Below are 21350 nucleotides of genomic sequence, written 5' to 3'. Positions count from 1 at the left end.
AACGCATTTGTGATCATTTTTTCAAAGCTGTGAACGGTGTAGCCGTCAGGAATGGCAGCAAGTGAATAGATTAACCCATTTATCGAATATTAAAAGAGACCAAAACTGCAGGCGTATTCACATTAATCGATTATGGATTTTTACTGGAAGGACGGATAAGATGACGCAACTTAAAAAGCCGCAGTATAAGGGCAAGCTGTCTGTATTTGCGCTTGGCGGCGTATTCGAGATTGGAAAAAATATGTACGTCGTTCAGTACGACGACGATATCATCGTGATTGATTGCGGCTCCAAATTCCCAGACGAGAGCCTGCTCGGCATCGATCTCATCGTTCCCGATATTACCTATTTGCTGGAGAATAAGCAGCGGATTCGCGGTTTATTTATCACGCATGGACATGAGGATCATATCGGGGCTATTCCTTACATATTGAAACAGTTGAATATGCCGATATATGGAACTCCACTGACACTCGGGCTAATAAAGGGAAAGCTGAAGGAGCATAACCTGAGCGATAGCGATCTGCATGACATTAACACTGACAGCATCGTTGAGCTGGGCTTGCTTAAGCTATCCTTCTTCCGTACCAACCATAGCATTCCGGATTGCGTAGGCATCGCCATCGACACGCCGGAAGGAACGGTCGTCCATACTGGCGACTTCAAGTTCGATCTCTCGCCTGCGAACAAGCAATTTCCCGACGTGCACAAAATGGCCAGGATCGGCGAACGCGGAGTGCTCCTTCTGTTATCCGAGAGCACCAATGCGGAGCGGCCTGGATTTACACCATCCGAGAAGCTGGTCGGAGAGAAAATTGAAGAAGCGTTCCAGAAGGCGAATAACAAAATTTTTCTCACCACCTTCGCCTCCAACGTAAACAGACTGCAACAGGTGATTAATGCCGCGAGCAAAACCGACCGCAAGCTTATGCTGCTAGGGCGAAGCATGGTTAATGTCGTGAAAGTATCTCAAGAGCTCGGGTATCTGGATATTCCGGAGGGGATGATCATTGAGCCCAGAGAAGCCGGGCAGTTCACTCGCGATCGAATCGCAGTATTATGCACAGGCAGCCAAGGCGAACCAATGGCAGCCTTGTCGCGGCTTGCCAGCTCTACGCATCCTTTAATCACAGTCGATCCCGGCGATACGGTTATTTTTGCTTCTTCTCCAATCCCCGGCAATGAACGTAATGTGGCCAGCACGCTGGATCATCTGTATCTACTTGGAGCACATGTCATCCACGGCGGCAGCGGGGGAGCCGGCATGCATGTGTCTGGGCATGGCAGCCAAGAGGAACTAAAGCTGATGCTCACCCTCATGAAACCGACCTATTTTGTTCCGATTCACGGGGAATACCGTATGCTGCACCAACACCGTCAGCTTGCCGTGGACGTCGGCGTCGAACGTGAGCATATCTTTATTCTAAGAAACGGCGATGTGCTGGATATCAGCGGCAGCCAAGCAGCTAGCACGAGACAAGTCCCGGCAGGCAATACGTTAGTGGACGGATTCGGAATCGGCGATGTCGGGAATATCGTCCTGCGGGATCGCAAGCATCTGTCCGAGGATGGCATTATCGTCATCGTCATTACATTAAGCCGCCAAGAGAACGCCCTGCTTTCTGACCCGGATGTCATTACAAGAGGCTTTGTCTATGTGAAGGAATCAGAAGGCTTGCTTGGCGAAGTCGGCAGAATTGTCATCCGGACGATCGAGGAGCTGCAAGAGTCGGGGAATGACTGGAAGTGGTCTCTGTTAAAGACCAAAACCAAAGATTCGGTCGGCGCTTTCCTATATTCCAAAACAAAGAGAAGGCCCATGATTCTTCCCATCATTATCGAGGTTTAGAATCAGTATCCTTCGCCTCGCATATTTAACAGTCTAACTAGGCATTTTAAACACGGTGCACACTTCAACCCTGAGGAGGAAAAACTTTGGCAGCACATTTAGGCGCTCACGAAACAATGGAAGTACATGAAGTACTGTCCACAGCCATTACGATTATCAATACGATGCAACTGTATCGTCCGTACGCCAAGGATTCACGGCTTACTCTAATTTTGGACAAGCAGCTTCAGTTCACGATAGACGAATACAACCGCTTCGTTCAAGCCGTTCAGCATCTGTCTGGACAAGGGGCTGCTCAAGGCTCGCCTTATGCAGCGTCTAAAAACTTCACACCGACTTACGGTCTGGATCATCCAGCGCCTGCGAGCCCGAATGCATCTGCGAATCAAATCGACGACAGAGATGTCGCTTGCGCATTGCTAGGCCTTCACAAGTCCTCCGCATCCATGAAGATTATCGCTGCCTTGGAATGCGCCAACCCGCAGCTGCGCTCCATGATGCAGCAAGGCGCGGTGAATTGCTCCGAGCAAGCTTACGAAGTATGGCAATACATGAACCAAGCAGGCTATTATCAGGTTCCCACGATGAAGGAGATCACGACCAATACGGTATTGAACCATTATCAGCCAGCCAATATCAATGCAAGCGCAATGGGTCTTCAAGGCAACTACTATCAAAGACCTGCAACGATGACATACCCTACCATCACGCAATAAATCAGCAACAACCACTAAAAATGAATCCTGCATCTACAGGTGAATAAGGAGAATTATAAAATGGGCATTTTATCAGGCAATCCGAAAGACAACCCGCTTCACTACGGAGAGATCTATGATATTTGGCAATTCTCCATGGTCGCAAAAGGATGTGTCTCCACATATAGCGCCTTAAAAATTCATGCAGGCGACAATGACTTGAAAAAGTTCCTTGATCAATGCATTGATCAGGCGAAGCTTGAAGCGGAAGAGTGCGATGAGCTATTAAAAGAGAACGGTATTGCTCCTCCTCCTTCCCCGCCGGCAAGACCTGATGCAAGGCTGGAGGATATCCCTGCGGGGGCGCGCTTCGCTGATAATGAGATCGCTCCGATGGTTGGAGCTGACGGCGCTGCAGGGCTAGTGGCTTGCAGCCAGATTATGGGCAAGTCCATCCGTGAGGATGTAGGGGCTCTATTCGCTAAATACCATTTAACCAAAACGGCTAATGGTCTGAAAATACTTCGCATGAGCAAAGAGAAGGGCTGGCTCGTCCCTCCTCCTCTTCAGATTAAACGTCCGGAAACGGTCGAAGTATAGCCAGTGAAAGGATGGTCCAGGCTTATAGCCGGAGCCATCCTTTCTTTGTGCTTATGGGATCTGAACGCCTTGCCCTTGCCCAAGCTCCTCGCGATGGTCAAAGCCGATCGGAACGATGCGATACGACTCCTGCCCAACATCCATCGGACCGAATCGAATATACGACCTCTCCCCCGGTTCGTCCGATATATAACCCTCCGATTCCAGAATCTCTTGCCCGCTGTCCGCGACAAGCTTCAGCCTCAGCGAATCGGATGCCTCCGCCGCGTCAAAATAAATCAGCGTCGATATTGGCGTCAGGATCGCGCTTTCGATTGTTACGGCTTCTCCCTGAAGCAGCGGTATCGTTTCATTCAGATCAACGGTTGTCATGGCAGCGGCAAGCTCGCTCGTAGATACCTCTACATGGAAAACCCAAGGCTGCTCGATTGGCTTGCCTGTAATCGCATGCTCGCCTTTTCCGCTGATTCGATCGTAGGTAATCGTCAGTTGAAGCGGTTGTCCGTCTCGCGGGAGCTCCCGCACGTTAATATCGCCGTATACGGAGTACATGCCTTCCACAACCTTAATTGATTGCGAGCCTCTCGTAAGCTGAAGATCCTCTCCGTTCACCAGCACGCTCGGCCTAAGCTGCGTCTGATAGCTGAAGTCTACTCCCTTCGCTGGCTCGAAGGTTGAACTGATCAGCAGTCGATCGGAATCGACGAGCACTTCATTCAGCGTCAGCTTGCCATACGCATTCTCGCCGGATTCGCCAATGATGGTCTTGTAAGCGGAATAATCCGGCGGATTCTCGCCGTGGATGAATCGTTCGATCTGGCCTGCTGCAGATGGGATTTTGGCAAGCGTCAGCTTGCCGTAAGACAACGTCACGCCTATGGCGAGTATTAATACAGCGGCGAAGCCTACCCATCTTCTCGATGCCAGAGCGTTGCGGCGTCCCAGCTTCCTTTTTACACGGTTCACCCATTGCTTCTGCTCAATATCGGACTGCGACTCCTCCTCATATTGCGATAAGTCCAGTCTCTTTTCATTCAAATCTTTATAGATCGACATCCCTCTACACCTTCCTCGGAATCAATATGTCCCTAAGCTTGCTGCGGCCCCGCGACAGCTTGTTATGAATCCATGATTCTTTCACGTTCAGTTGCTGCGCCATCTCTCGCGAAGGCACGCCCTCGAGATAGTACTTCTCGAATACGATTCGCTCCGACTCCGACAATTGCTCCAGCACATCCTCAACATCATGCGACGGCATGGATTCAGGCTGCTTGTAATACAGCTCATCCGTTATGTCCGCCGTCACCACATGCTGGCTTCTTCTCGACATTCTGCGCTGATAATCGATGGCGCGGTGCTTGGCGATCGCGGCGATCCATTGCTTGAATGTATTCCTCTCTTCATCGAATGAGTCGATATGATGCCAGATCGCCAGCAGCACATCGTCAAGGCATTCCTCATACTCTTGCTCATTGAACTGTACATGCCGCTTAATAATCGCCGCAAGCAATCCGCCGTATGTCTTGACGATGAACGCCAGCGCCCTTTCGTTGCGCCTCTTGATGTGCTTTACGATGTTTTCCTCTGTCATGCCCACGCTGCCTGCCCTCCTTTGCTTCCATGTGTGGTACTACAAGCTAATACGCCTGTCATTGCCGATTCCTATCAGCATCTATTTCAAATCAATTTGTTTCACTGTTAATCCTGCACCGATCCGAGTCTGACCTTCCTCCTATCTTAACTCTTTCTTGATACCGCCGGTGAACGAGTCGCGAATAAAACAGGGATGTCTTAAGCTGTCATGGCTCCGGTTCAAACAAAAAAGCCAGACCTTCTGGTCCAGCTCCTCTGTCACTTATCCGTTAAAACATTCATGCGATTAAATAAATCCGCCGTTCGCGCGAAGCGTCTGCCCCGTCACCCAGCGGGATTGCTCGCTGGCGAGAAACAGGACGATCTCGGAGATGTCCTCCGGTTCACCGATTCGGCCAAAAGCATTCATGCTGCCGGTCGCCTTAATCTGCTCCTCGGTCTTGCCGACGGTGAACAGCTCCGTGTTCACAGGGCCAGGCGCCACAGCATTAATGGTAATGCCTTTAGGCCCCAGCTCCTTCGCAAGCTGGCGGGTGAACTGCTCCACTGCGCCTTTCGTACCGGCATAAGTGCTGTACGCCGGGAACATCTGGCCCGCCACCGAGGTAGAGAAATTAATAATGCGTCCGCCTTCTCCCATATGCTTCGCAGCCTGCTGGATCGCAAAGTAGGTCCCCTTCACATTAATGGCGAATTGCTTGTCGAAGTCTTCCTCAGTCGTCTGAAGCAGCGGCTTCGTAATCATAACACCTGCGTTATTCACTAATATATCAACCTGTCCATACGCTTCAAGCATCTCCCGGAACAAGCGCTCAACCTCTGTTACCTGACTGATGTCCGCCTGAATCGCGATGGCTTCTCCTCCGCGCTGTATAATACCCGCCACAACTTCCTCCGCCTTGGCGGGGCTGCTTGCATAGTTCACAATTACCTTGGCGCCATGCTTCGCCAAATCATCGGCGATCTGCTTCCCCATGCCTCTTGATGCGCCGGTCACCAGAGCAACTTTTCCAGCTAATGTTCGTTCCATCCCTATCCCGCCTTTATATCGTCATTCTTCTGCAAGACATAATTATCATCCATACGGATTATTCATCTTTAGCTAGTCTATCCTCATACGCCAGTTGAATACTTTGGCCGCGTACGATATGAGATCATCATAGCGTATGGGCTCAACAAATGTCAAATGACATTTTTTATTATTTGTCATTCAACAGTAGTGCTTCCCCGCCTCCACATGTCAAACTATCTATTCATCCCGCACAAAACCGCACAAAAAAACCTTCGAACCGAGTTAAGCGGTCGAAGGTTTCACATACCGGATTGCGCAATAAGCGTATTCGTGATCCTAATCATTTACACTTTCAACAAGCCCGTCAGAAGCAGCTTCCACACGGAATCAAAATCATTGGCACAGCTGTCCATCACCCATTCCTGCGCGTGAGCGGGATGATGGAAGCGCGATGTCGCCAGGAAGAGGGCTCTCGCCATTTGCGCCGAATCCCCCGGCTTTAATTCTCCGGCATGCATGCCCCTGTCAATCAGCTGCCCCATCTGTGCAATGAGCCGGTTCACATGCTCGGATATCATCTCCACCTCGATCAGCGTGACGGCGGCGTACATGCTGAACATCTCCGCATCTTCGAGCGAGAAGGTTCGCTTCAGCCGAATCAGCGTCTCCATCCATACGCGCAATTGATCGACCGCGCTGCCGCTAGCCTCATCCGCTATGGCTGCCAGCGGGACCGTAATGCTCTGATGCAGCCATCTCTCCGTCACTGCCTCCCGAATCGCGGACTTGCTCGCAAAATGGCGGTACAGCGTGCCATGGCTCACCTTCAGCACCTTTGCAATATCAACAACCGACGTCTTGTCCGGTCCAAACCGACGCAGCACCTGCTCCGCCGCATCCAGTATCGCCTCTCTTGTTAAAGGCAAATCATTAGCCGTCATAGGAATCAGCAGCCGAACATTCAATCACGCTCGCTCGGCCACTTGCCTCCCCCCTTTCACTTCGTTCATTATAGCATCGCAGTGAGCGAACACAACTATCAATAATCGTCTTTTGTTATGGATGACATCTTGATCTCGTTCATGCGAAACGAAACGAAGCGAAGCCACAGCTTCAATAAGCTGTGGCTTCGCGATGGACAAGCTTTTTCGATCATGCCAGGGTCGCAATCAATCGATGCTCCCCTGCTGGCAAGTCCATAAGAATTCGCCCTTCTTCAACGCTCATGGCTTGAACTTCAGAGCCATGCTGATCTTGAATACTCGAGTCGGCTGGCAGCATCAGCTTTACTTGAGTCGCGGCAAGCAGCGTAAGCGCGATGGTATAGACATCGCTGTCATGCCGTACAGACCCGCTCGCCGAATGCGAGAACGAAAGCAGCTCCTTGTCATCCACGAGAAGCGATTGGCCTGCAAATAGCGCATAGGCTTCCGGTATTCGATTGAGAGCAGACTCGCGGACCCATTCCATGCCGCCGTTATTCCAGATGCGCAGCCGGTCCCGGCCATTGATCGGTAGCGAATATTTGGCGGAGGCACTGTTCGTTAAGGAACGAGTGGCCATGATCTTGAGTACGTATTATTTCATGAATGAATTCAGAGGAAACGCCCTGTCATGGAACCTCCGTCCCGTACCGAAGGAAAAGTCTGAAGGTACGCTGCTACTTGGCGGAGGACTCGCCATCAACAAGAACAGCCAGCGGCTTAAGTTATCGTAAAGCTTCGTTGATTATATGGTCGGAGCCGAAGCGCAGACGCTGCTCAAGAAGCAAGGCTGCACTATCCCGGTACGGAAGGAAACCGCGGAGGACGATTCGTTGCTTAATCCGCAGATCCATCCCAAAGATTACAATATCAAGATGCTTGCAGCCGCATCGAAGTTCTCATTAACGATCAGCGCAAAGAAAAAGCTGTAACTAGCGTGTAGACCATCCCACCTATCCGATATAGTGCGTTAACGATAACCTTCCTCCAGATGAATGGAGGGAGGTTTTCTCATTCTAATGTCTATATGCGTCATTTAATGAAAAAAGGAGCGCATCAGCGCTCCTTCAGTTTTTTAGTGCTACAGCAATTTCTCCATAAGTACATGGTTATTACAAATTATTAAGCTTTTTGTCGATGGCAACTGCGGACTCATAATTATCAGCAGGTGCAACGATCTTTTGATTTGAAGGATGATAAAATCCAATCTCCAGTTGTTCGAAGTTATTCGTTTGAAATATCATTAATAGCTCTACACCTGAAACACCTTCTAATTTAAGATTTACATATCCTATCGGCGTAAATTCACCCCTTGTTTTTTGGGAAAAATCGATATCTGTTAGGTCATAGTTTTTTGTAAAGTCTAAGTTGTCTATCATAATGCTCCCTATGAACTTTTGGGAACGGAACAGGGGGTTCATTATCGTACCGTTTATTGTAATTTTTGTACTTATAGCCGAAGATGAGTCCCCTTGGATAAACTGTATTGCCGGGTAAGTAACATTTATTTTTTGAGGGAATGTATAAAAAGAGCAGAAAATTATGGCCGTAGCAACCAAAAAAATCAAGACGAAAATGATCTTTCGTATAGTTTTTATATGATGCATACAGCCTTCACCTCATTAATTTACTGTTAATAAATATGACTTATATTTTGTAGATTTACAGGATAATAGGTCCAAGCAGGTTTGTCTTCAATTGCTGTATGGCCGAAGCCACATACAAGATTATGAAAACAGAGTTTGTGAACTAGATGACCTTCCAGAGTCTCCGTCATCTGGAATTGGAATGATATGATTACGTCAACTGGTTTAACAAGCATCGCATCCATGGAACCTTAGACTATATGACGCCTGTTCAGTATCGACAAGAAGCCCTTAAAAAGTTGTCTGATTTACTGTTGACAATTCAAGGCTGACAGAAAAGAAGAAATCTTCATATATGAAGGCAGACAGTTGACAGAGCCCTCATTATGAGGGCTCTGTCAACTGTCTAGGAGCGCCTCAGCGCCCCTTTCCTTTGGGTCCTTAATCATGTATGCCTAATCATGTATGATCTTAATCATTGATCGCTTGAATGGATTACAGCCCCAGCTTATGCCCTTTCTCCAGACGCAGAATTTGCTTCTCTCCCGTGTCGGCCAGCTCTCTGAATTGCGTGATGGTATCTCTCATCTTCGGCAGAGCATCCTGCTTGTAGGTGCTGATTGAATCCAGCGCGTCCAGCACATCGGAGAACGCCTGCTTAAGCGTATCGACCGAGATGCTCGCCTCCAGCGATTGCTTGTGGATCGCCGCTCCTTGGTTTTTCAGCATCTTGGACGTGCCGCTGATCATATTGTTCGTTGTCTCGTTAAGCAACTCAATCTTCTGCAGCACGATTCTTTGATTATATAGCGCGCTTGCCACCGTTACTGAAATCTTAAGTGCGGAGACCGTAACGTTCCGCGCGCGATCGACACCGCGAATCAGTTCTTTATTATTCCGCATGACGACTTCAATCGCCATAATGCCTTGCTGGTTCACGACCTGCATCTGCTGCAGATCCATTACCCGCTGACGCAGCGGGAACAACACTTCCTCGGTTATGAACCGAATCTTATCCTCCGATTCCATCCGAAGCTTCGCCGCCTCAATCTGGGACTCGATCTCTTGATCCATCAGAATGCCGAGCTGAATCTCCTTCTGCAGACGCTTCGTCAGATCCCGCAACGCTTGCTGCTCGAATTCCAGAGTCGTGTTGTCGTTGCGCAGCACCGTCTTGCCCTTATCCAGCGATACGATAATGTCAGAGATGACCGAATCCGCCTTCTGGTACTTGGCAAAGTAGTGGCGCAGCGGATTAAAGAGCTTGCCCAGCAGCCCGCTCTTGGCGAAGTCTACCGCGCTAGGGTCCAGATCCTTAAGCTGCATATGCAGCTCCGTCAGCCCTTTCGCCACTTGCCCGCCTTCATCGCCGGTCTTGGACAGCTTTCCTACAGAAACTTGCAACAGTGCGTTTTTATCCGAGGATGATCTCATCGTGTTCATGCCAAAGCTGTCGATCGATTGCAAAATTTCTTTGCGCTTCTCCAGCGACTCGATGTCGAGCGCCAGAATGGAGGAAACATTGTTCTGCGCAAGCTCCTTCAGCTGGCTTACTTCTTCAGGCTCCGGCTTCACCTGCTCTTCAATCGCAGATTTGATTTCCTCCGGCTTAATCACTTCCATCGTAAACGACATGCAATCCCTCCTCAGCGAATAGGTACTCCGTCTATATCAAACGCTTGCTCCAAACCTCGCTATATCCTACATCTGAACATTCAGCAGATTGCCGATTTTGTACACGACATCATCGGTGTCGGCATTGATGCTGGCTGCTTCATTAATACTTGATATGCTCCTCAGCGCTTCGATATTAGCGTTGTAGCCGATCGTGTACACCGGAATTTTATACGTCTCGATCAGACCTCTAATATCCTTGAGCGAATGGCCTTCATTCGTCTCTCCGTCGCTTAGAACGAAGATAACCGGCTTTACGTCGGGATTCAGCGCCACCTCATCCTGAAGCAGCTTCATCGCAACGACGATGCCGTCGAACGTCGCCGTCCCGCCGCTTGCCTGCAGACTGTTGATTGCCCCGACGAACATGGACTGTTGATTCGTATCGTACTTCGCGATCGGCAGATTAATGGACACGTCGCTGGAATAGGACACAAATCCGATGCTATTGTCGCGACCGAGATACTTCTGTCCTTGCAGAAGAGATTCCTTCAGGCGGTTCAGCGGCTCTCCGTCCATGCTGCCGGATACATCGGCTACGAATACGGCTGCGATCGGCTTGCTGCCGTCCTTCTTCTCTTTCCACAGTCTCTGAGCGGATACTAGCGTACCGCCATCAACTGCCTCCAGCTCCGACTGGTATTCCTCGAGGCCGTTAAAGCCCTTCTCCGTCCCAAGCTTCTGGTTCTTATCCTGGGCGACGAAATCCGCGAATGCCTTAATGATATCCCGCTTCTCCTGCGGAAGATCACCAAGTGCATACAGCGGGCTGTCATGTCTTACGCCGAATGGCGTGAACACATAACCGCTCTTCAGATCAGCCGCATTCACATACGTCTGGTATTCCAGTACAAAGGAGTCCAGCATGCCTGTCTTGGCTGCGTCGCGCATCTGAATCGTTGTCGATGCGATAAACGGCACATTGGCCTGGAAGCGCTCGAACCCTTGCACCGCCGTATCTCCAAGCAAATTCGTATGGTCAAAAGTTCTCAGTGAAGTCACAAGGAAATTAAGGCCTGTCGAGCTTGCGAAGGGATCGGTATAGCCCATGGACAGCTCATTGTCCGCGATGGCATCCGTAATCGTCTTTACATTAATCGAGCCGTACTTCTCGACCAGCTCGTCATACTTTGCTTTCCGCGTGACGATCCCCGTCACGTTGCCGACAATACGCTTCGACACAAGCTCAGTCGGTATGCCTTCAGCCTTCACCATCTCTCCCCACAGCTCGTTGGATGGCGTGAACGCATCCGGGACGTATTTGCCCGATCGTATGTAATCTGCGGCCGTACCCGAAGCAATATTGCGAATCTTGACGGATACTGGCTTGCCGCTCACCTGTGTATTCGACTTATTGAAGGCCTCGGCCACTTCATTCAACCAGCCGTCAATGCCAGTGCCGGACTTCTCCGTAGAGGAGAATATCTCGACGAAGCTGTCTGTCGTATTCTCGACTGATATCGGAAACTTTGAGATATCCGGCAAGGAGTCACCGACTGCAACCGGATCAAGGTCGATTTGACCCTTCACAGGCTCCACATTATTGACGTTAATATTTTTGTACAGCTTATCCAGACGCTTGCCCGCGTCTTCCACGTTCACCTGCGAATCCGTCTTGCCCAGATTGGAGGTTAATGTAATACCTGCATATACGAGTCCAAAAACAACAGCGGCTATAGCAATGAGTACGAAAAACGCTTTGCCTTTGTTTGCCATGCTCCACTCCCCCTTATTGCTTATAATATTTAGTTTGATTAATAAGCTGATCAATTTCCTTCATGCAAGGCATATCCTCAACATCACGATAATCCGTGCTGCCCAGCAAGGAAATCTCCAGCAGCAATTTGTCCAGCTTTAGCAAAATCTCTTCATTGACTCCCAGATAGCCAGACATATGAGCCATATATTCCTGATAAAGCGCCGCTTTCTCCTGCACAAGCCTATTCGAGAATAAACCCGACTTCTGCTGCTGGCCGGCAAAGCTGGCGAACTCCTGAGCGTCAAAGACGCTAAGCTTATTCAAGATGCCGCGTATATTCAAATAAAACAGCTTGCGAACCTCGTCAATGACCGTAATAAACTTCTTGTAGCTGAGCTCCGAAGGCTCGAATCGTTGCGCCAGCACATCAAGCAGCGTATCCTTCTTCTTCTCGATTCGATCCAGCTGATCAAGAGCGAGGGCGATTTCTTTCTTTAGACCCTTCACATTACGGAACTGCGCAAGTGCGGCTACATAATCCTCATGTGTCTTAACCTCTCTTACAGTCGGCACATAGGGAGGCTTGATCAGCAGCGTGTAGCTTCCGTACACCAGCACCAGGAAGCTGACAACCAGCAGCGTAATGCCAGAGGCCGTCTCCAGCACGCTGTCGCCGCCGATCTCGACTCCCAGCAGCCCCGGGGACAATACGGCGATATTCAAAACGACGATTCCGATCATTAATCCAAGCAGCTTAACGCCCTTCATTCGACACACCCCCTCCATTCCTGCGAATGGGCTCTACGAGCTATGAGTGGAACCATTATCCATCTCTCCATAAAATTAATTACGTACTACATGCCAGATCGATGCAAAATTTACAAGGCAACATATTGCTGCCAGTCCGCATCCCTTAGTTATTTTAGCAGAGTTTACCTGTATTGGCTCCTTAATTTTACAGGACAATCTGCAGCTGGACTTTGCCGATGGATCAATATTGAAGCAAGTGATAACGACTGTTCAACAAAAAAGAGCCCGAACCAGGTTCGGACTCTTCGACAGCAGGATGCTGCGTATTATTTTTTCTTCTTCCAGGATGTTCCGTCTGTATAATGCACGTTCGTAACCGTAACGTTAACCTTCGTCGTATTGTCGAATAAATTCAACGTCCACACAAAAGTATCCTCCGTGCCAGACGGAATCATTACTTCCTGAGCGATTCCACGGAACAGGTTGCTGTATCCAGGGAACGTAACCGCTCTTCCGAATGTATCATAGCAGCGAATCTCAATTTCAAGGGCATCGATTGTTTTGCCGGACAGATTCTTGAAGGTAATTTCCGGCTCAGGAATGCCAATCAGATTATACCCCATTACCGTACTTGTTACTTTAACGGGGATGTTATTATTCGCTTTCAGCTCATTGGCCAGTTCCGTTTTGCGCACCTTCTCGAGCATTAGCGCATAATTCAAATATTTCGTTTTAACGTAGTTGGCCTCGTCCTTGTAAATCGGGTTTTTGACGACCTTTCCATTCTCGTCCGTAGTCGATTTCAGAACAAAACCAAGGAAGACATATTTCCATGCATCTGAATATCCCAAGTGAATACTTGGGCTCCAATGGCTGCGGTAATTTTTTTTGCGGGCTTCAATGCCAGAAAACATATCCGAGTATGTCTCCACTTTCTGAGTCGCCCGATTATAGTAGAACAAATCGAAATCGATATAGTGGTATTTTGTGTCGGAATAATTGGACATATGAATGCTATAGTCAGCCTCAGAAATTCTCATTCCAAGCGGCAGATCTTTGCCAGGATATTTGGACAGCGTCAATCGCTGCTCCTTCGCTTTCGTATCATAGCTGATCGATCCGTAGCGGAATAAATCTTCCGCGTAGATAGCTGTCGCATTATCCACATAGAACACAGGCACTATACGATTATCCAAATAAACCCGAATATCCGTATGAAGGACATTAACCGATTTGGCGCTTGTTGTATCCTTGATTTTGGCGAACTCATTGCTGCTTAAGTCTCTGCGGACAACGATATCCCGCTGCTTTTGATTCCATGATGTTGCAAAACCAAAGCTCTTCAAATCTTTCGTAAACACAATCAGCCTGCCATTAAAAGTCATCGTAGGCACTTGTACATCATTCATAAAAAAGGTTGTAACTGATTTGTCAGCTTTGCCAAGCACAATTCCAGATTTCAATTCGGACATTGTAACCGCTTGGGCTGACATAGGCATCATCCAGATTGCTGCAGCAAGGATGACGACTAGCCATTTTCTCCACTTCACCGTATATGCCTCCAAATATAATAATCGGATATTATTTCAATAGAGTTTCAACTATTCCCTATTAAAATACATCCTTCCATATTCTATCCGAATGCATGAAGGCTGTATAGCCATTTATTTTTATATTTTTCCATACGTTTATCCTTGTTAGTAATCATAATAATTCACCATAAATCATGAATACCTAACCCGCACCCCATCAATAACCGGCTCGCTGCTGCTTATAATCACTCGTTGCTTATCGAACAGCCCAGAGCTGACGGCGGTGGTCGTGCCGTTGGCTTCAGCAATTGTAACCGGTACGCGCACGACGTAATAGGCATTGCCGAGCGGGCCTTGCTGTTCATTGAGCGTATAGACATACGGACCTTCCAGGTCCTTGCGGATCGCTTCATTCGGAACCAATACGCTGTCTGATGTCTTGGACCGCTTCAGGTTCAGATTCACCTTCTCCCCACCGCGCAGCTCCTCGTCGCTCAGCAGCAGCTTGATCGCCGCTGTCTGAGCCTTCTGCCCCCCATCGGTGCTATCCCCTCCACTGCCTGCCGTATCTCCCATCGAAGAATGAACCACAGACCATTCAGCCAATCGTCCCGTAATCATACGGCTATCCTCACCGTCGATCGCCACCTCAAGCTCCTCACCCTCAAGAAGCAGATTAGCGAGCGATTGCGGAATCGAAAAGTCAGCCTGAAAGCCTCCCGCCGTACTGGATATGCGCACATCCGGCGAGCTGGAGCCGCCGAGTCCCTCCTCCGCAAGTACGTCCAAGACCAGACCGTCGAACGGAGCTGTTAGCCGGCGATGCTCGCTCGCTTCCGACTCCAGCCGTTCCATACGCCGCTTCTGATCGGCGATATCAAGCTTCGCACTCTCAATCGCAAGCTTAGCACTCTTCTTGGCCGCCTCATCCTCAGACATGGAGGCCAGCTTGTAGGCATGCTCCAGACCCTCCATCGACATCTGAAGCTTCTTCAAGGCCGAATCTTGCTCCGCAAGCTGTCCCTTCGCTTCCGAATCGTCATATTCGACAAGCGTCTGCCCTTTTTGCACGATTTCCCCCTTTTTGACCAGCACCTTCGACACCTTCCAGCCAGCCGGATTAGCCAGTTCCTTTACCTCTGAAGGGTACACCATAGATGTCCCCTGATAGGCGTGAATCAGCTCGCCTTTGCTCACCTCCACCGTATAGACCTTGGGCAGCGTCAAAGATTGCACCGTATTCCCTGCAAGCGTCAGCAAAATCAGCAAACCTATGAATATGCCGGCCGCGAGGCGGAGTTTTCTTTTTTTCGCATGCGCTGCTATTTCTTCTCTATCCAACGACATCACCCCCGAACTCATCTATCCTTTAATGCCCGACAATTGCACGCCCTCGACAAAATAAGATTCCGCATAGAGGAACAGCAGCACCATCGGCGTCATGTACAGCACAGACGCAGCGAAAGCAATGCCTCTCGCCTCCTTGTCGATATAAGACAGGTAGAGGGACAACGGCTGCCTGGATGCCTCCTGCAAAAAAATAATCGGCTGCTCGATCATATTCCAGTAATCGACGAACAGAAGCACGATAAGCGCCGCAAGCCCTGGCTTCGCCAGCGGCAATATAATGCGCAGGAAGATCGTCCATTGCCCCGCTCCATCCATCTTGGCCGCATCGGAATAAGCCGACGGAATATGAGCCATGAACTGCCGCAGCATAAAGACGCCGAACGCGCCGAAGATGCCGGGCAATATGATGGCCGCCTCGCTGTTCATCAGCCCCAGCCAATCAATCACCATATAATTGGGTACCAGCGTCACTTGAAAAGGCATCAGCATCGTCATCAAATAGACCATGAACAGCTTGTCCCGACCTACAAACCTCAGCTTGGCGAAAGCATAAGCAGCAAGCGCGGCGACGGCAACCTGTCCGGCAATAATCGGCAACACCATCGCCGCCGAATTCCAGAACATGCGCAAAAATTTGGGCGCAAGCACCAGCACATGCGTATATTGCTCCAGCGACAGCCAGTCAGGCACTATTTTCAGATTGATAAAAGCATTCTTCCCGCCCGAAGCCGTGTCGATCATCTGTCCCAGCAAGCCATAGTTCAGCCCGATTTCCCGCTCCGTCATGAGTGAGTTCGTCACCGTTAGCAGAATAGGGACCAGCATTAGTATCGCGAGCGATCCGAGCCATAACGACAGAGCCAGCCGGGGAAGCCATTCCCATCTCTTCATCACAAGCCTCTCCCCCTCACTCCATATCCTCGCGGAATCGCCGTTCCACCCGAAGCATCCCCGATACAAGCAGCACAATACAGCCAACCATCAGCGTAGCCGCTGCCGTCAGCTTCTGCATGTCGAGCGCAAAAAACATGTTGTTCATAAAATGCTGTAGCATGTAGATACGGTCATACGGATAGTCGCCAGCCAGCAGATACGTCTCGCGGAATACCTTGAACGAATTAATGATGGAGATCAGCACGACAAAAAATAGGGTAGGCGTCAAATACACAAACGTAATGCCGAATAGCTGGCGAAGCCTTCCCGCTCCTTCAATCTGTGCCGTCTCGTAATAGTCCTTTGGAATGGACTGAAGCCCTGCCAGAAACAAAATCATGTTGTAGCCGATGTTCTTCCACACATACATCATGACAATGATGCCCATTGACCATTCGGATTGCAGCCAATCCACCCGCTCCTTGCCGAGCGCGCTCAGCCACGCATTAAGCGTTCCGTTCCAATCGAAAAAGATTTGCCAGATCATCACGATCGAAGCAACCGGCACGACGAGCGGTATGATAAAGGCGGTCCGCAGCCCGTTGCGGAAATATAAGCTGCGGTTCAGCAGCATGGCGAGGCCGAGTGATGCCACGATCAACAGTGGAACACCAACAGCGGTAAAGAGCAGCGTATTGCCAGCCGCCTTGCGGAAGGAGCCGCTATCCAGCAGCTCCTTGTAGTTGTCCAGGCCGACGAACGTGCCGCCCATGGTCCGGTCCGTGAACGATTCGTAGATGCCAAGCAGAAAAGGGATCGCATAGAATATCCCGAAGCCAATCACGCTTGGCGCAAGGAATAGCAGCGCGGCGGCTGCATCCCTGCGCATCCAGCGTTGCAGCTTGCTCTTATTCATTGAGATAAGTGGTCGCCTTGTTCTGGATCAGCTTCGCAACCGCCTCCGCTGACTTCTGACCGCTGAAGAAAGCCATCGTCTCCTGATAGACGATCTCCTCGATTTTGTCCGATTGATAGGCTACGGGATGAACGGCTCCGTTCACATAGCCATTCAATCGCTCGATGCGCTCATCGTCCACCTGCACCGCTGCTCCCTTCAGCGGGCCTTCCTCATGCCCCTTCACCGAGCCCATCTTCTTCAGCTCCTCCAAACCTTTCGCATATACGCTCTTGTTAATCGGGAATCCGGCCGATAGCGGCGAATAGGCCATCTCCTCTGACATCATAAATTTAATAAAATCCCAGGCTTCCTGTTTCACTTCAGACTTGGCATTCAGACCGATCGTTCGGTACGAGCGGAAGTAGCCGCCGGGCGCAGTCTCCTTCGTATGAGGCTTGGCGTACAGATGCATGTTTTTGGAGAGATATTCCTGCATTGTGGTCAGGTAATCGCCTGCCGAGTTGATCTGGGTCGGGAAGAAATACGGACGCCCTTCGCCGATTACGCCTTCATCTGCCATGTTCTTCACCTGACCCAGCATCGCAATGAACGCCGCAGAATCGAAGCTCGCCTTCTTGTTCTTCACATCGACGAAGCTGGCGTAGTGGTCGGTCACCATCATCGTCAGCAGGCTGCCCGGAGTGGTCGCAATCACGTTCTTGAACTCTCCGTCCTTCACCAGCTTGTTCCCGATCTGGGCGAAATCCTCCCAAGACCAGCTCTTGTCATCGACCTGCACGCCTGCCTTGGCAATGGCATCCGCATCGCCAGCGAAGCCCATCAGGAAGAATGAAAGCGGCATGCCATACAACCCGCCGCCCGCCTTGGCGTTATCTAAAACATTCGTGAAATAATCGTCCCGCTTGAACGCCTGATCATGCTCAATCATAATATCCAAATCGACCAGCAGGCCGTTCTTCACATAGCTGTCCATCGGCAGCTTGTCCATCTCCAGCAGATCCGGTCCTTTGCCCGCCAGCATCGCCGTGTTGGTCGTCGTGGTGAACTTCTCCAGATCGGCCTCCACATGGGCATTGTCTGTATCGATATAATCAAGCTTGATCTCAATATTGGGATGAAGCGCTTCGTACCGCTTCTTGGCTTCCGCGAATTTCTCATCCTTCCAGAAGGTCGAGAATACGATAGTCTTTTTCTCCCCGCTGGATGCGCCTGATCCGTTGCTGCCCTGAGGCTTGTGCTCACCGCCGCTATCCCCGCTTCCTGACTGGCTATTGCCGGGAGTGTTCGAAGGCTTGCCCGTCCCCCCATTACCCGCTCCATTCGTGCCGCTGCATGCCGCCAATGCAAAAATCAATATGAAACTCATCAGTATGCCTATCCATTTTGTTCTCATCGTATAGCGTCTCCCTTCTATCTCTGTACCTGTGTGGTCTACCTCCTCACTGTAAGGCAGCCATGTCACGAAAGCTTGTGGGAGATGTCTACAAGTTGTCACAAAAAAAAGCATCCTCCGATCAGCGAATCGCCATATGGCGAATCAACGTCTCAGAAGATGCTAATGGGTGTATGTCCTACTTATTGCTCTTAAATGCGATAATAATCGCCTGTTGACCGTACAGATCCCGTTGACTCGGAGCTGGAAGCGGTTCTTCTTCAACTGCAACATTCGGGGCCACGACCGTCGGCATCTCGTACGGCTTGCGCCCCTGGACCAATAACGAGTTGTTGTCCGGGCTCCATGCCAGCTCGACAGCGATCAAGCCGTGGTACACCGTCGACTTATTCAGCAGATTGTTGCCTTGCAGCTTCGCAACATCAATGGTCGCCTCATCGGTCGAATACGCAATGTATTGTTTGTCGGCGGACAAGGAGAATGAGCCAGCCTGATCCATCAGCACAGAGAGATCTCCATTGCGCCGATCATAGACGAACAGCGTCCCATCCGTACCGGCAAACACAACACGGTTAGGATCGAGCCACTCCACCCCTCCGTCCTCATGGAGCGAATGCTCGTATTCGCTAACGAATTGGCCCCCCCTCCATCGGCCTAATACAAAGCTCTTCAGCTTGCCCGGCTCGGACCTCACCAGGAGCGCGCTTTCGCCTTCTTCCGATAGCTTCACGCTATGAAGAATCGCCGATTTATTCTGATCCGGCATCGTATACGACTTAAGCTCGCCACGCTCCGTATCATAGGCTGCAATGCCGATTTCCCCTTGCTCGTTCATGAAGAAATAAGAAACAAACCGGCTATTGCTAGACCACATCAACTTGCGCTCAGCCGATCTCGGAAGGAGATGAGGAGAATCAAGCTCTGTCTTGGTTCCGTCCGGAATGGCAATCAGCGTTAAGATAGACTGAGATTGCTCTCCATTGCCCGGTGCCAAATTGGCAAAATAGCGGCCATTCGGAGACAGCTCGCTGAATTCAAGCGGATAACCTTCCAATTCCGTCAGCTTCTCCGGCTGCTCATAGGGGATGTCGTAGCGGTTCACTTGCTCCCAGCCGCCCCTCCCCCATGAAAGGCCGACCAGCGTATCCGATGCCATCCATCGCCACGGATTCTCTATGAATTCTTCCATGCCCGGCAGGCGGTAAATCGTATTCACGCCGAAGGCATGTCCGCTTGCAGTGTCTGGCACAGTCTCGGCTTGATCTGGAATAAGGATCGTCTCGGTGCGCAGGCCTCCCGCGCAGCCTGATGCCAGCAGCAATATAGCCGCCCCTGCGATCCAAGCGGGCCATGGCGTTCGCTTCGCTTTCATGACCATTCCACCCCCTTCGCCGCAATTGGCAGCAGCACCGTTACGCGCGTCATTCCGTCAGCGCTTGCCATCGCGATCGTACCGTTCATCCCATCAACTATAGACTTCGCAATATGAAGGCCAAGCCCTACACTGCCTTGCTCCCGTGCGAGCTTCTCGTCGTCTGTACGGAACGGCTCGAACAAGCTCGCCAGCCGTTCTGGCGATATAGAATCGCTTGCATTGGCAAACTCGAAGCGGATCATGCCGGATTCGGTGCTCGCCTTCACCTCAATTTGTGACTGGGGATGCCCATACTTGATCGCATTGTCAATGAGATTGATGAACAGCTGGCGAAGCTTGTCCGGCTGCGCCTCTACATACAGCTCCCCTGCTGCTTCGATGTGAATCGCCTTCTTGTAGCGCTGCGCCTTGAAGGACATCGCATCACACACATCCCTCAGAAGCTGTCCTGCTTCGATTCGTCCGGTCTCCTCCCAGCGTCCCTGCTCCTTCGACGTCTCCAGCAGCGACGCCACCATGTCTTGCAGCCGGCGGCTCTCATCCACAATATGATTCATGCCTTTCGTGAAGAAGGCAGGATCGCTCTCTCCGTTCTCCTTAATCAGCTCTGCATAGCCCAATACCGAGGTGAGCGGTGTCTTCAGCTCATGCGTCACATGGTCAAAGAAATGCTTGTTCTGCAAATGCAGCTTCTCCAGACGATCACGGTCCCGCTCGATCTTGTCAATCTGGCTCTTCAATCGACCTATCATTTCGTTGAAGTTGGCTGCAAGCCTGCCGATCTCATCCTGCCGCTCCATGGACAGGCGCACATCCAGGTTGCCTTTCGTCACCTCATTCGAAGCAGCGGCAAGCTTCGTAAGCGGAATCGAGATATGGCGGGACAGCAGGTAGGAGAATAGGAAAGCCGCCGCGAAGATCGCCAGCGCAATATAGAAAACCGCGTTCAGAATACGCCCAGACTGCTCATAGAGCAGATCGAACGGCTTGACATAACGCAGAATGCCCACCTTCACTCCGTCGATGACGACCGGATAAGCGTACAAGACGCTGGCAGTTCCGCTCTCATAAGAGATCGTATAGGCGGTGTTGCCGCCAATCGCCTCCTCCAGATCATCAACTGTTGTGCCGGTGAACACGGAAGGATCAGAGGCATGGATCAGCTTGCCGTCAATGGAGTAGGCGCTGACCTCGCTGGACGTCGCATAGTAGAGATCGCGAATCATCTCCTCTGCAATTTGCTCGAAATAGATATCGTCATTGCCGAAGTGATTCATCAGAAAGGCTTGGCGCACATAGCTGCTGCCTGTTTTTTTCAGCCCAATCAGATCGTCCGTAATGATATTCTGGTTGCTTGTCCGAATAATGCTCGTGACGGTCCCGTTGAGCAGCACGAAGGAGACCGCAAAGATCAGCAAGAAACCGATGAGAAACTTGGCTCGGATCGAACGAATGCGCAGCTTCATC

General features: G+C 50.5%; 21 protein-coding genes and 1 pseudogene. 6 read left to right on the top strand and 16 right to left on the bottom strand.

What is annotated here, in order from left to right; genetic code table 11:
• Window positions 1-160: 160 nt before the first annotated feature.
• The 3 genes from AC0YNW_RS07465 to AC0YNW_RS07455 all read left to right on the top strand — a co-directional run bounded on the left by AC0YNW_RS07465 (window position 161) and on the right by AC0YNW_RS07455 (window position 3144).
• Window positions 161-1849, top strand: a complete 1689-nt coding sequence (locus AC0YNW_RS07465; protein ID WP_475831404.1) for a ribonuclease J — start codon at window positions 161-163, stop codon at window positions 1847-1849.
• Between the two features lie 86 nt (window positions 1850-1935).
• The gene (locus AC0YNW_RS07460; RefSeq protein ID WP_475831403.1) at window positions 1936-2565 is read left to right on the top strand and encodes a spore coat protein; all 630 of its coding nucleotides are present in this window, start codon (window positions 1936-1938) and stop codon (window positions 2563-2565) included.
• A gap of 60 nt (window positions 2566-2625) precedes the next feature.
• The gene (locus tag AC0YNW_RS07455; protein ID WP_475831402.1) at window positions 2626-3144 is read left to right on the top strand and encodes a DUF3231 family protein; all 519 of its coding nucleotides are present in this window, start codon (window positions 2626-2628) and stop codon (window positions 3142-3144) included.
• A gap of 51 nt (window positions 3145-3195) precedes the next feature.
• Here the strand turns inward: AC0YNW_RS07455 and AC0YNW_RS07450 are convergent, their stop codons facing one another.
• The 5 genes from AC0YNW_RS07450 to AC0YNW_RS07430 all read right to left on the bottom strand — a co-directional run bounded on the left by AC0YNW_RS07450 (window position 3196) and on the right by AC0YNW_RS07430 (window position 7312).
• Entirely contained in the window at window positions 3196-4200 is a 1005-nt protein-coding gene (locus AC0YNW_RS07450; RefSeq protein ID WP_475831401.1) for a DUF4179 domain-containing protein, read from the bottom strand.
• A 4-nt stretch (window positions 4201-4204) separates the two neighbouring features.
• Window positions 4205-4741 carry a sigma-70 family RNA polymerase sigma factor gene (locus tag AC0YNW_RS07445; RefSeq protein ID WP_475831400.1) on the bottom strand — a complete coding sequence of 179 codons (537 nt, stop codon included), beginning with the start codon at window positions 4739-4741 and terminating at the stop codon, window positions 4205-4207.
• A 282-nt stretch (window positions 4742-5023) separates the two neighbouring features.
• A complete protein-coding gene (locus AC0YNW_RS07440; RefSeq protein WP_475831399.1) occupies window positions 5024-5767 on the bottom strand; it encodes an SDR family oxidoreductase in 744 nt (247 codons plus the stop codon).
• Between the two features lie 326 nt (window positions 5768-6093).
• Window positions 6094-6714, bottom strand: a complete 621-nt coding sequence (locus tag AC0YNW_RS07435) for a TetR/AcrR family transcriptional regulator (RefSeq protein ID WP_475831398.1) — start codon at window positions 6712-6714, stop codon at window positions 6094-6096.
• 187 nt (window positions 6715-6901) lie between these two features.
• Window positions 6902-7312 (bottom strand): hypothetical protein, encoded by a 411-nt coding sequence (locus AC0YNW_RS07430; RefSeq protein WP_475831397.1) that lies wholly within the window; start codon window positions 7310-7312, stop codon window positions 6902-6904.
• On the opposite strand from AC0YNW_RS07430, the gene AC0YNW_RS07425 reads away from it, so the two are divergent.
• Both AC0YNW_RS07425 and AC0YNW_RS07420 read left to right on the top strand, forming a co-directional pair.
• The gene (locus AC0YNW_RS07425; protein ID WP_475831396.1) at window positions 7311-7466 is read left to right on the top strand and encodes a hypothetical protein; all 156 of its coding nucleotides are present in this window, start codon (window positions 7311-7313) and stop codon (window positions 7464-7466) included. The genes AC0YNW_RS07430 and AC0YNW_RS07425 overlap by 2 nt on opposite strands.
• Window positions 7467-7481: 15 nt before the next feature.
• Complete coding sequence (locus tag AC0YNW_RS07420) at window positions 7482-7664, top strand: hypothetical protein (protein ID WP_475831395.1); 183 nt, start codon at window positions 7482-7484, stop codon at window positions 7662-7664.
• A 180-nt stretch (window positions 7665-7844) separates the two neighbouring features.
• On the opposite strand, the gene AC0YNW_RS07415 is transcribed toward AC0YNW_RS07420, so the two are convergent.
• Complete coding sequence (locus tag AC0YNW_RS07415) at window positions 7845-8339, bottom strand: hypothetical protein (protein WP_475831394.1); 495 nt, start codon at window positions 8337-8339, stop codon at window positions 7845-7847.
• A 197-nt stretch (window positions 8340-8536) separates the two neighbouring features.
• Between AC0YNW_RS07415 and AC0YNW_RS07410 the strand changes: the two are divergent.
• A pseudogene (locus AC0YNW_RS07410) lies at window positions 8537-8650 on the top strand (IS3 family transposase); the annotation flags it as partial.
• A 163-nt stretch (window positions 8651-8813) separates the two neighbouring features.
• Here AC0YNW_RS07410 and AC0YNW_RS07405 read toward each other — a convergent pair.
• The 10 genes from AC0YNW_RS07405 to AC0YNW_RS07360 form a co-directional block, all read right to left on the bottom strand.
• Window positions 8814-9953: a toxic anion resistance protein gene (locus AC0YNW_RS07405; RefSeq protein WP_387477965.1), complete on the bottom strand. Its 1140-nt coding sequence runs from the start codon at window positions 9951-9953 to the stop codon at window positions 8814-8816.
• A gap of 66 nt (window positions 9954-10019) precedes the next feature.
• Window positions 10020-11708 (bottom strand): vWA domain-containing protein, encoded by a 1689-nt coding sequence (locus tag AC0YNW_RS07400; protein ID WP_475831393.1) that lies wholly within the window; start codon window positions 11706-11708, stop codon window positions 10020-10022.
• A 13-nt stretch (window positions 11709-11721) separates the two neighbouring features.
• Window positions 11722-12459 (bottom strand): hypothetical protein, encoded by a 738-nt coding sequence (locus AC0YNW_RS07395; RefSeq protein WP_475831392.1) that lies wholly within the window; start codon window positions 12457-12459, stop codon window positions 11722-11724.
• Between the two features lie 308 nt (window positions 12460-12767).
• Window positions 12768-13991 (bottom strand): hypothetical protein, encoded by a 1224-nt coding sequence (locus tag AC0YNW_RS07390; protein ID WP_475831391.1) that lies wholly within the window; start codon window positions 13989-13991, stop codon window positions 12768-12770.
• Between the two features lie 174 nt (window positions 13992-14165).
• Window positions 14166-15314, bottom strand: coding sequence for an efflux RND transporter periplasmic adaptor subunit (locus AC0YNW_RS07385; protein WP_475831390.1), 1149 nt, complete (start codon window positions 15312-15314; stop codon window positions 14166-14168).
• A gap of 21 nt (window positions 15315-15335) precedes the next feature.
• Window positions 15336-16214, bottom strand: coding sequence for a carbohydrate ABC transporter permease (locus AC0YNW_RS07380; protein WP_475832173.1), 879 nt, complete (start codon window positions 16212-16214; stop codon window positions 15336-15338).
• Between the two features lie 16 nt (window positions 16215-16230).
• Window positions 16231-17112, bottom strand: coding sequence for a carbohydrate ABC transporter permease (locus AC0YNW_RS07375; protein WP_475831389.1), 882 nt, complete (start codon window positions 17110-17112; stop codon window positions 16231-16233).
• Window positions 17105-18508 (bottom strand): ABC transporter substrate-binding protein, encoded by a 1404-nt coding sequence (locus AC0YNW_RS07370; RefSeq protein WP_475831388.1) that lies wholly within the window; start codon window positions 18506-18508, stop codon window positions 17105-17107. The genes AC0YNW_RS07375 and AC0YNW_RS07370 overlap by 8 nt, the downstream gene beginning before the upstream one ends.
• Before the next feature lie 178 nt (window positions 18509-18686).
• A complete protein-coding gene (locus AC0YNW_RS07365; RefSeq protein ID WP_475831387.1) occupies window positions 18687-19880 on the bottom strand; it encodes a hypothetical protein in 1194 nt (397 codons plus the stop codon).
• Window positions 19877-21349, bottom strand: a complete 1473-nt coding sequence (locus tag AC0YNW_RS07360) for a sensor histidine kinase (RefSeq protein WP_475831386.1) — start codon at window positions 21347-21349, stop codon at window positions 19877-19879. The genes AC0YNW_RS07365 and AC0YNW_RS07360 overlap by 4 nt, the downstream gene beginning before the upstream one ends.
• Window position 21350: the final 1 nt, after the last annotated feature.

It is taken from the genome of Paenibacillus sp. J31R120, from assembly GCF_056269225.1.
The sequence above is the reverse complement of the archived record's forward strand: the minus strand, read 5'-3'. Positions and strand labels throughout refer to the sequence as shown.

Excerpts from the sequence above, each read along its gene's own strand:
- AC0YNW_RS07375 (WP_475831389.1), bottom strand. The coding sequence starts at position 17,112 with ATGAATAAGAGCAAGCTGCAACGCTGGATGCGCAGGGATGCAGCCGCC.
- AC0YNW_RS07380 (WP_475832173.1), bottom strand. The coding sequence starts at position 16,214 with ATGAAGAGATGGGAATGGCTTCCCCGGCTGGCTCTGTCGTTATGGCTC.
- AC0YNW_RS07360 (WP_475831386.1), bottom strand. The coding sequence starts at position 21,349 with ATGAAGCTGCGCATTCGTTCGATCCGAGCCAAGTTTCTCATCGGTTTC.
- AC0YNW_RS07465 (WP_475831404.1), top strand. The coding sequence starts at position 161 with ATGACGCAACTTAAAAAGCCGCAGTATAAGGGCAAGCTGTCTGTATTT.
- AC0YNW_RS07415 (WP_475831394.1), bottom strand. The coding sequence starts at position 8,339 with ATGCATCATATAAAAACTATACGAAAGATCATTTTCGTCTTGATTTTT.
- AC0YNW_RS07365 (WP_475831387.1), bottom strand. The coding sequence starts at position 19,880 with ATGAAAGCGAAGCGAACGCCATGGCCCGCTTGGATCGCAGGGGCGGCT.
- AC0YNW_RS07425 (WP_475831396.1), top strand. The coding sequence starts at position 7,311 with ATGATCTTGAGTACGTATTATTTCATGAATGAATTCAGAGGAAACGCC.
- AC0YNW_RS07430 (WP_475831397.1), bottom strand. The coding sequence starts at position 7,312 with ATGGCCACTCGTTCCTTAACGAACAGTGCCTCCGCCAAATATTCGCTA.
- AC0YNW_RS07370 (WP_475831388.1), bottom strand. The coding sequence starts at position 18,508 with ATGAGAACAAAATGGATAGGCATACTGATGAGTTTCATATTGATTTTT.
- AC0YNW_RS07405 (WP_387477965.1), bottom strand. The coding sequence starts at position 9,953 with ATGTCGTTTACGATGGAAGTGATTAAGCCGGAGGAAATCAAATCTGCG.
- AC0YNW_RS07455 (WP_475831402.1), top strand. The coding sequence starts at position 2,626 with ATGGGCATTTTATCAGGCAATCCGAAAGACAACCCGCTTCACTACGGA.
- AC0YNW_RS07400 (WP_475831393.1), bottom strand. The coding sequence starts at position 11,708 with ATGGCAAACAAAGGCAAAGCGTTTTTCGTACTCATTGCTATAGCCGCT.
- AC0YNW_RS07395 (WP_475831392.1), bottom strand. The coding sequence starts at position 12,459 with ATGAAGGGCGTTAAGCTGCTTGGATTAATGATCGGAATCGTCGTTTTG.
- AC0YNW_RS07440 (WP_475831399.1), bottom strand. The coding sequence starts at position 5,767 with ATGGAACGAACATTAGCTGGAAAAGTTGCTCTGGTGACCGGCGCATCA.
- AC0YNW_RS07450 (WP_475831401.1), bottom strand. The coding sequence starts at position 4,200 with ATGTCGATCTATAAAGATTTGAATGAAAAGAGACTGGACTTATCGCAA.
- AC0YNW_RS07420 (WP_475831395.1), top strand. The coding sequence starts at position 7,482 with ATGGTCGGAGCCGAAGCGCAGACGCTGCTCAAGAAGCAAGGCTGCACT.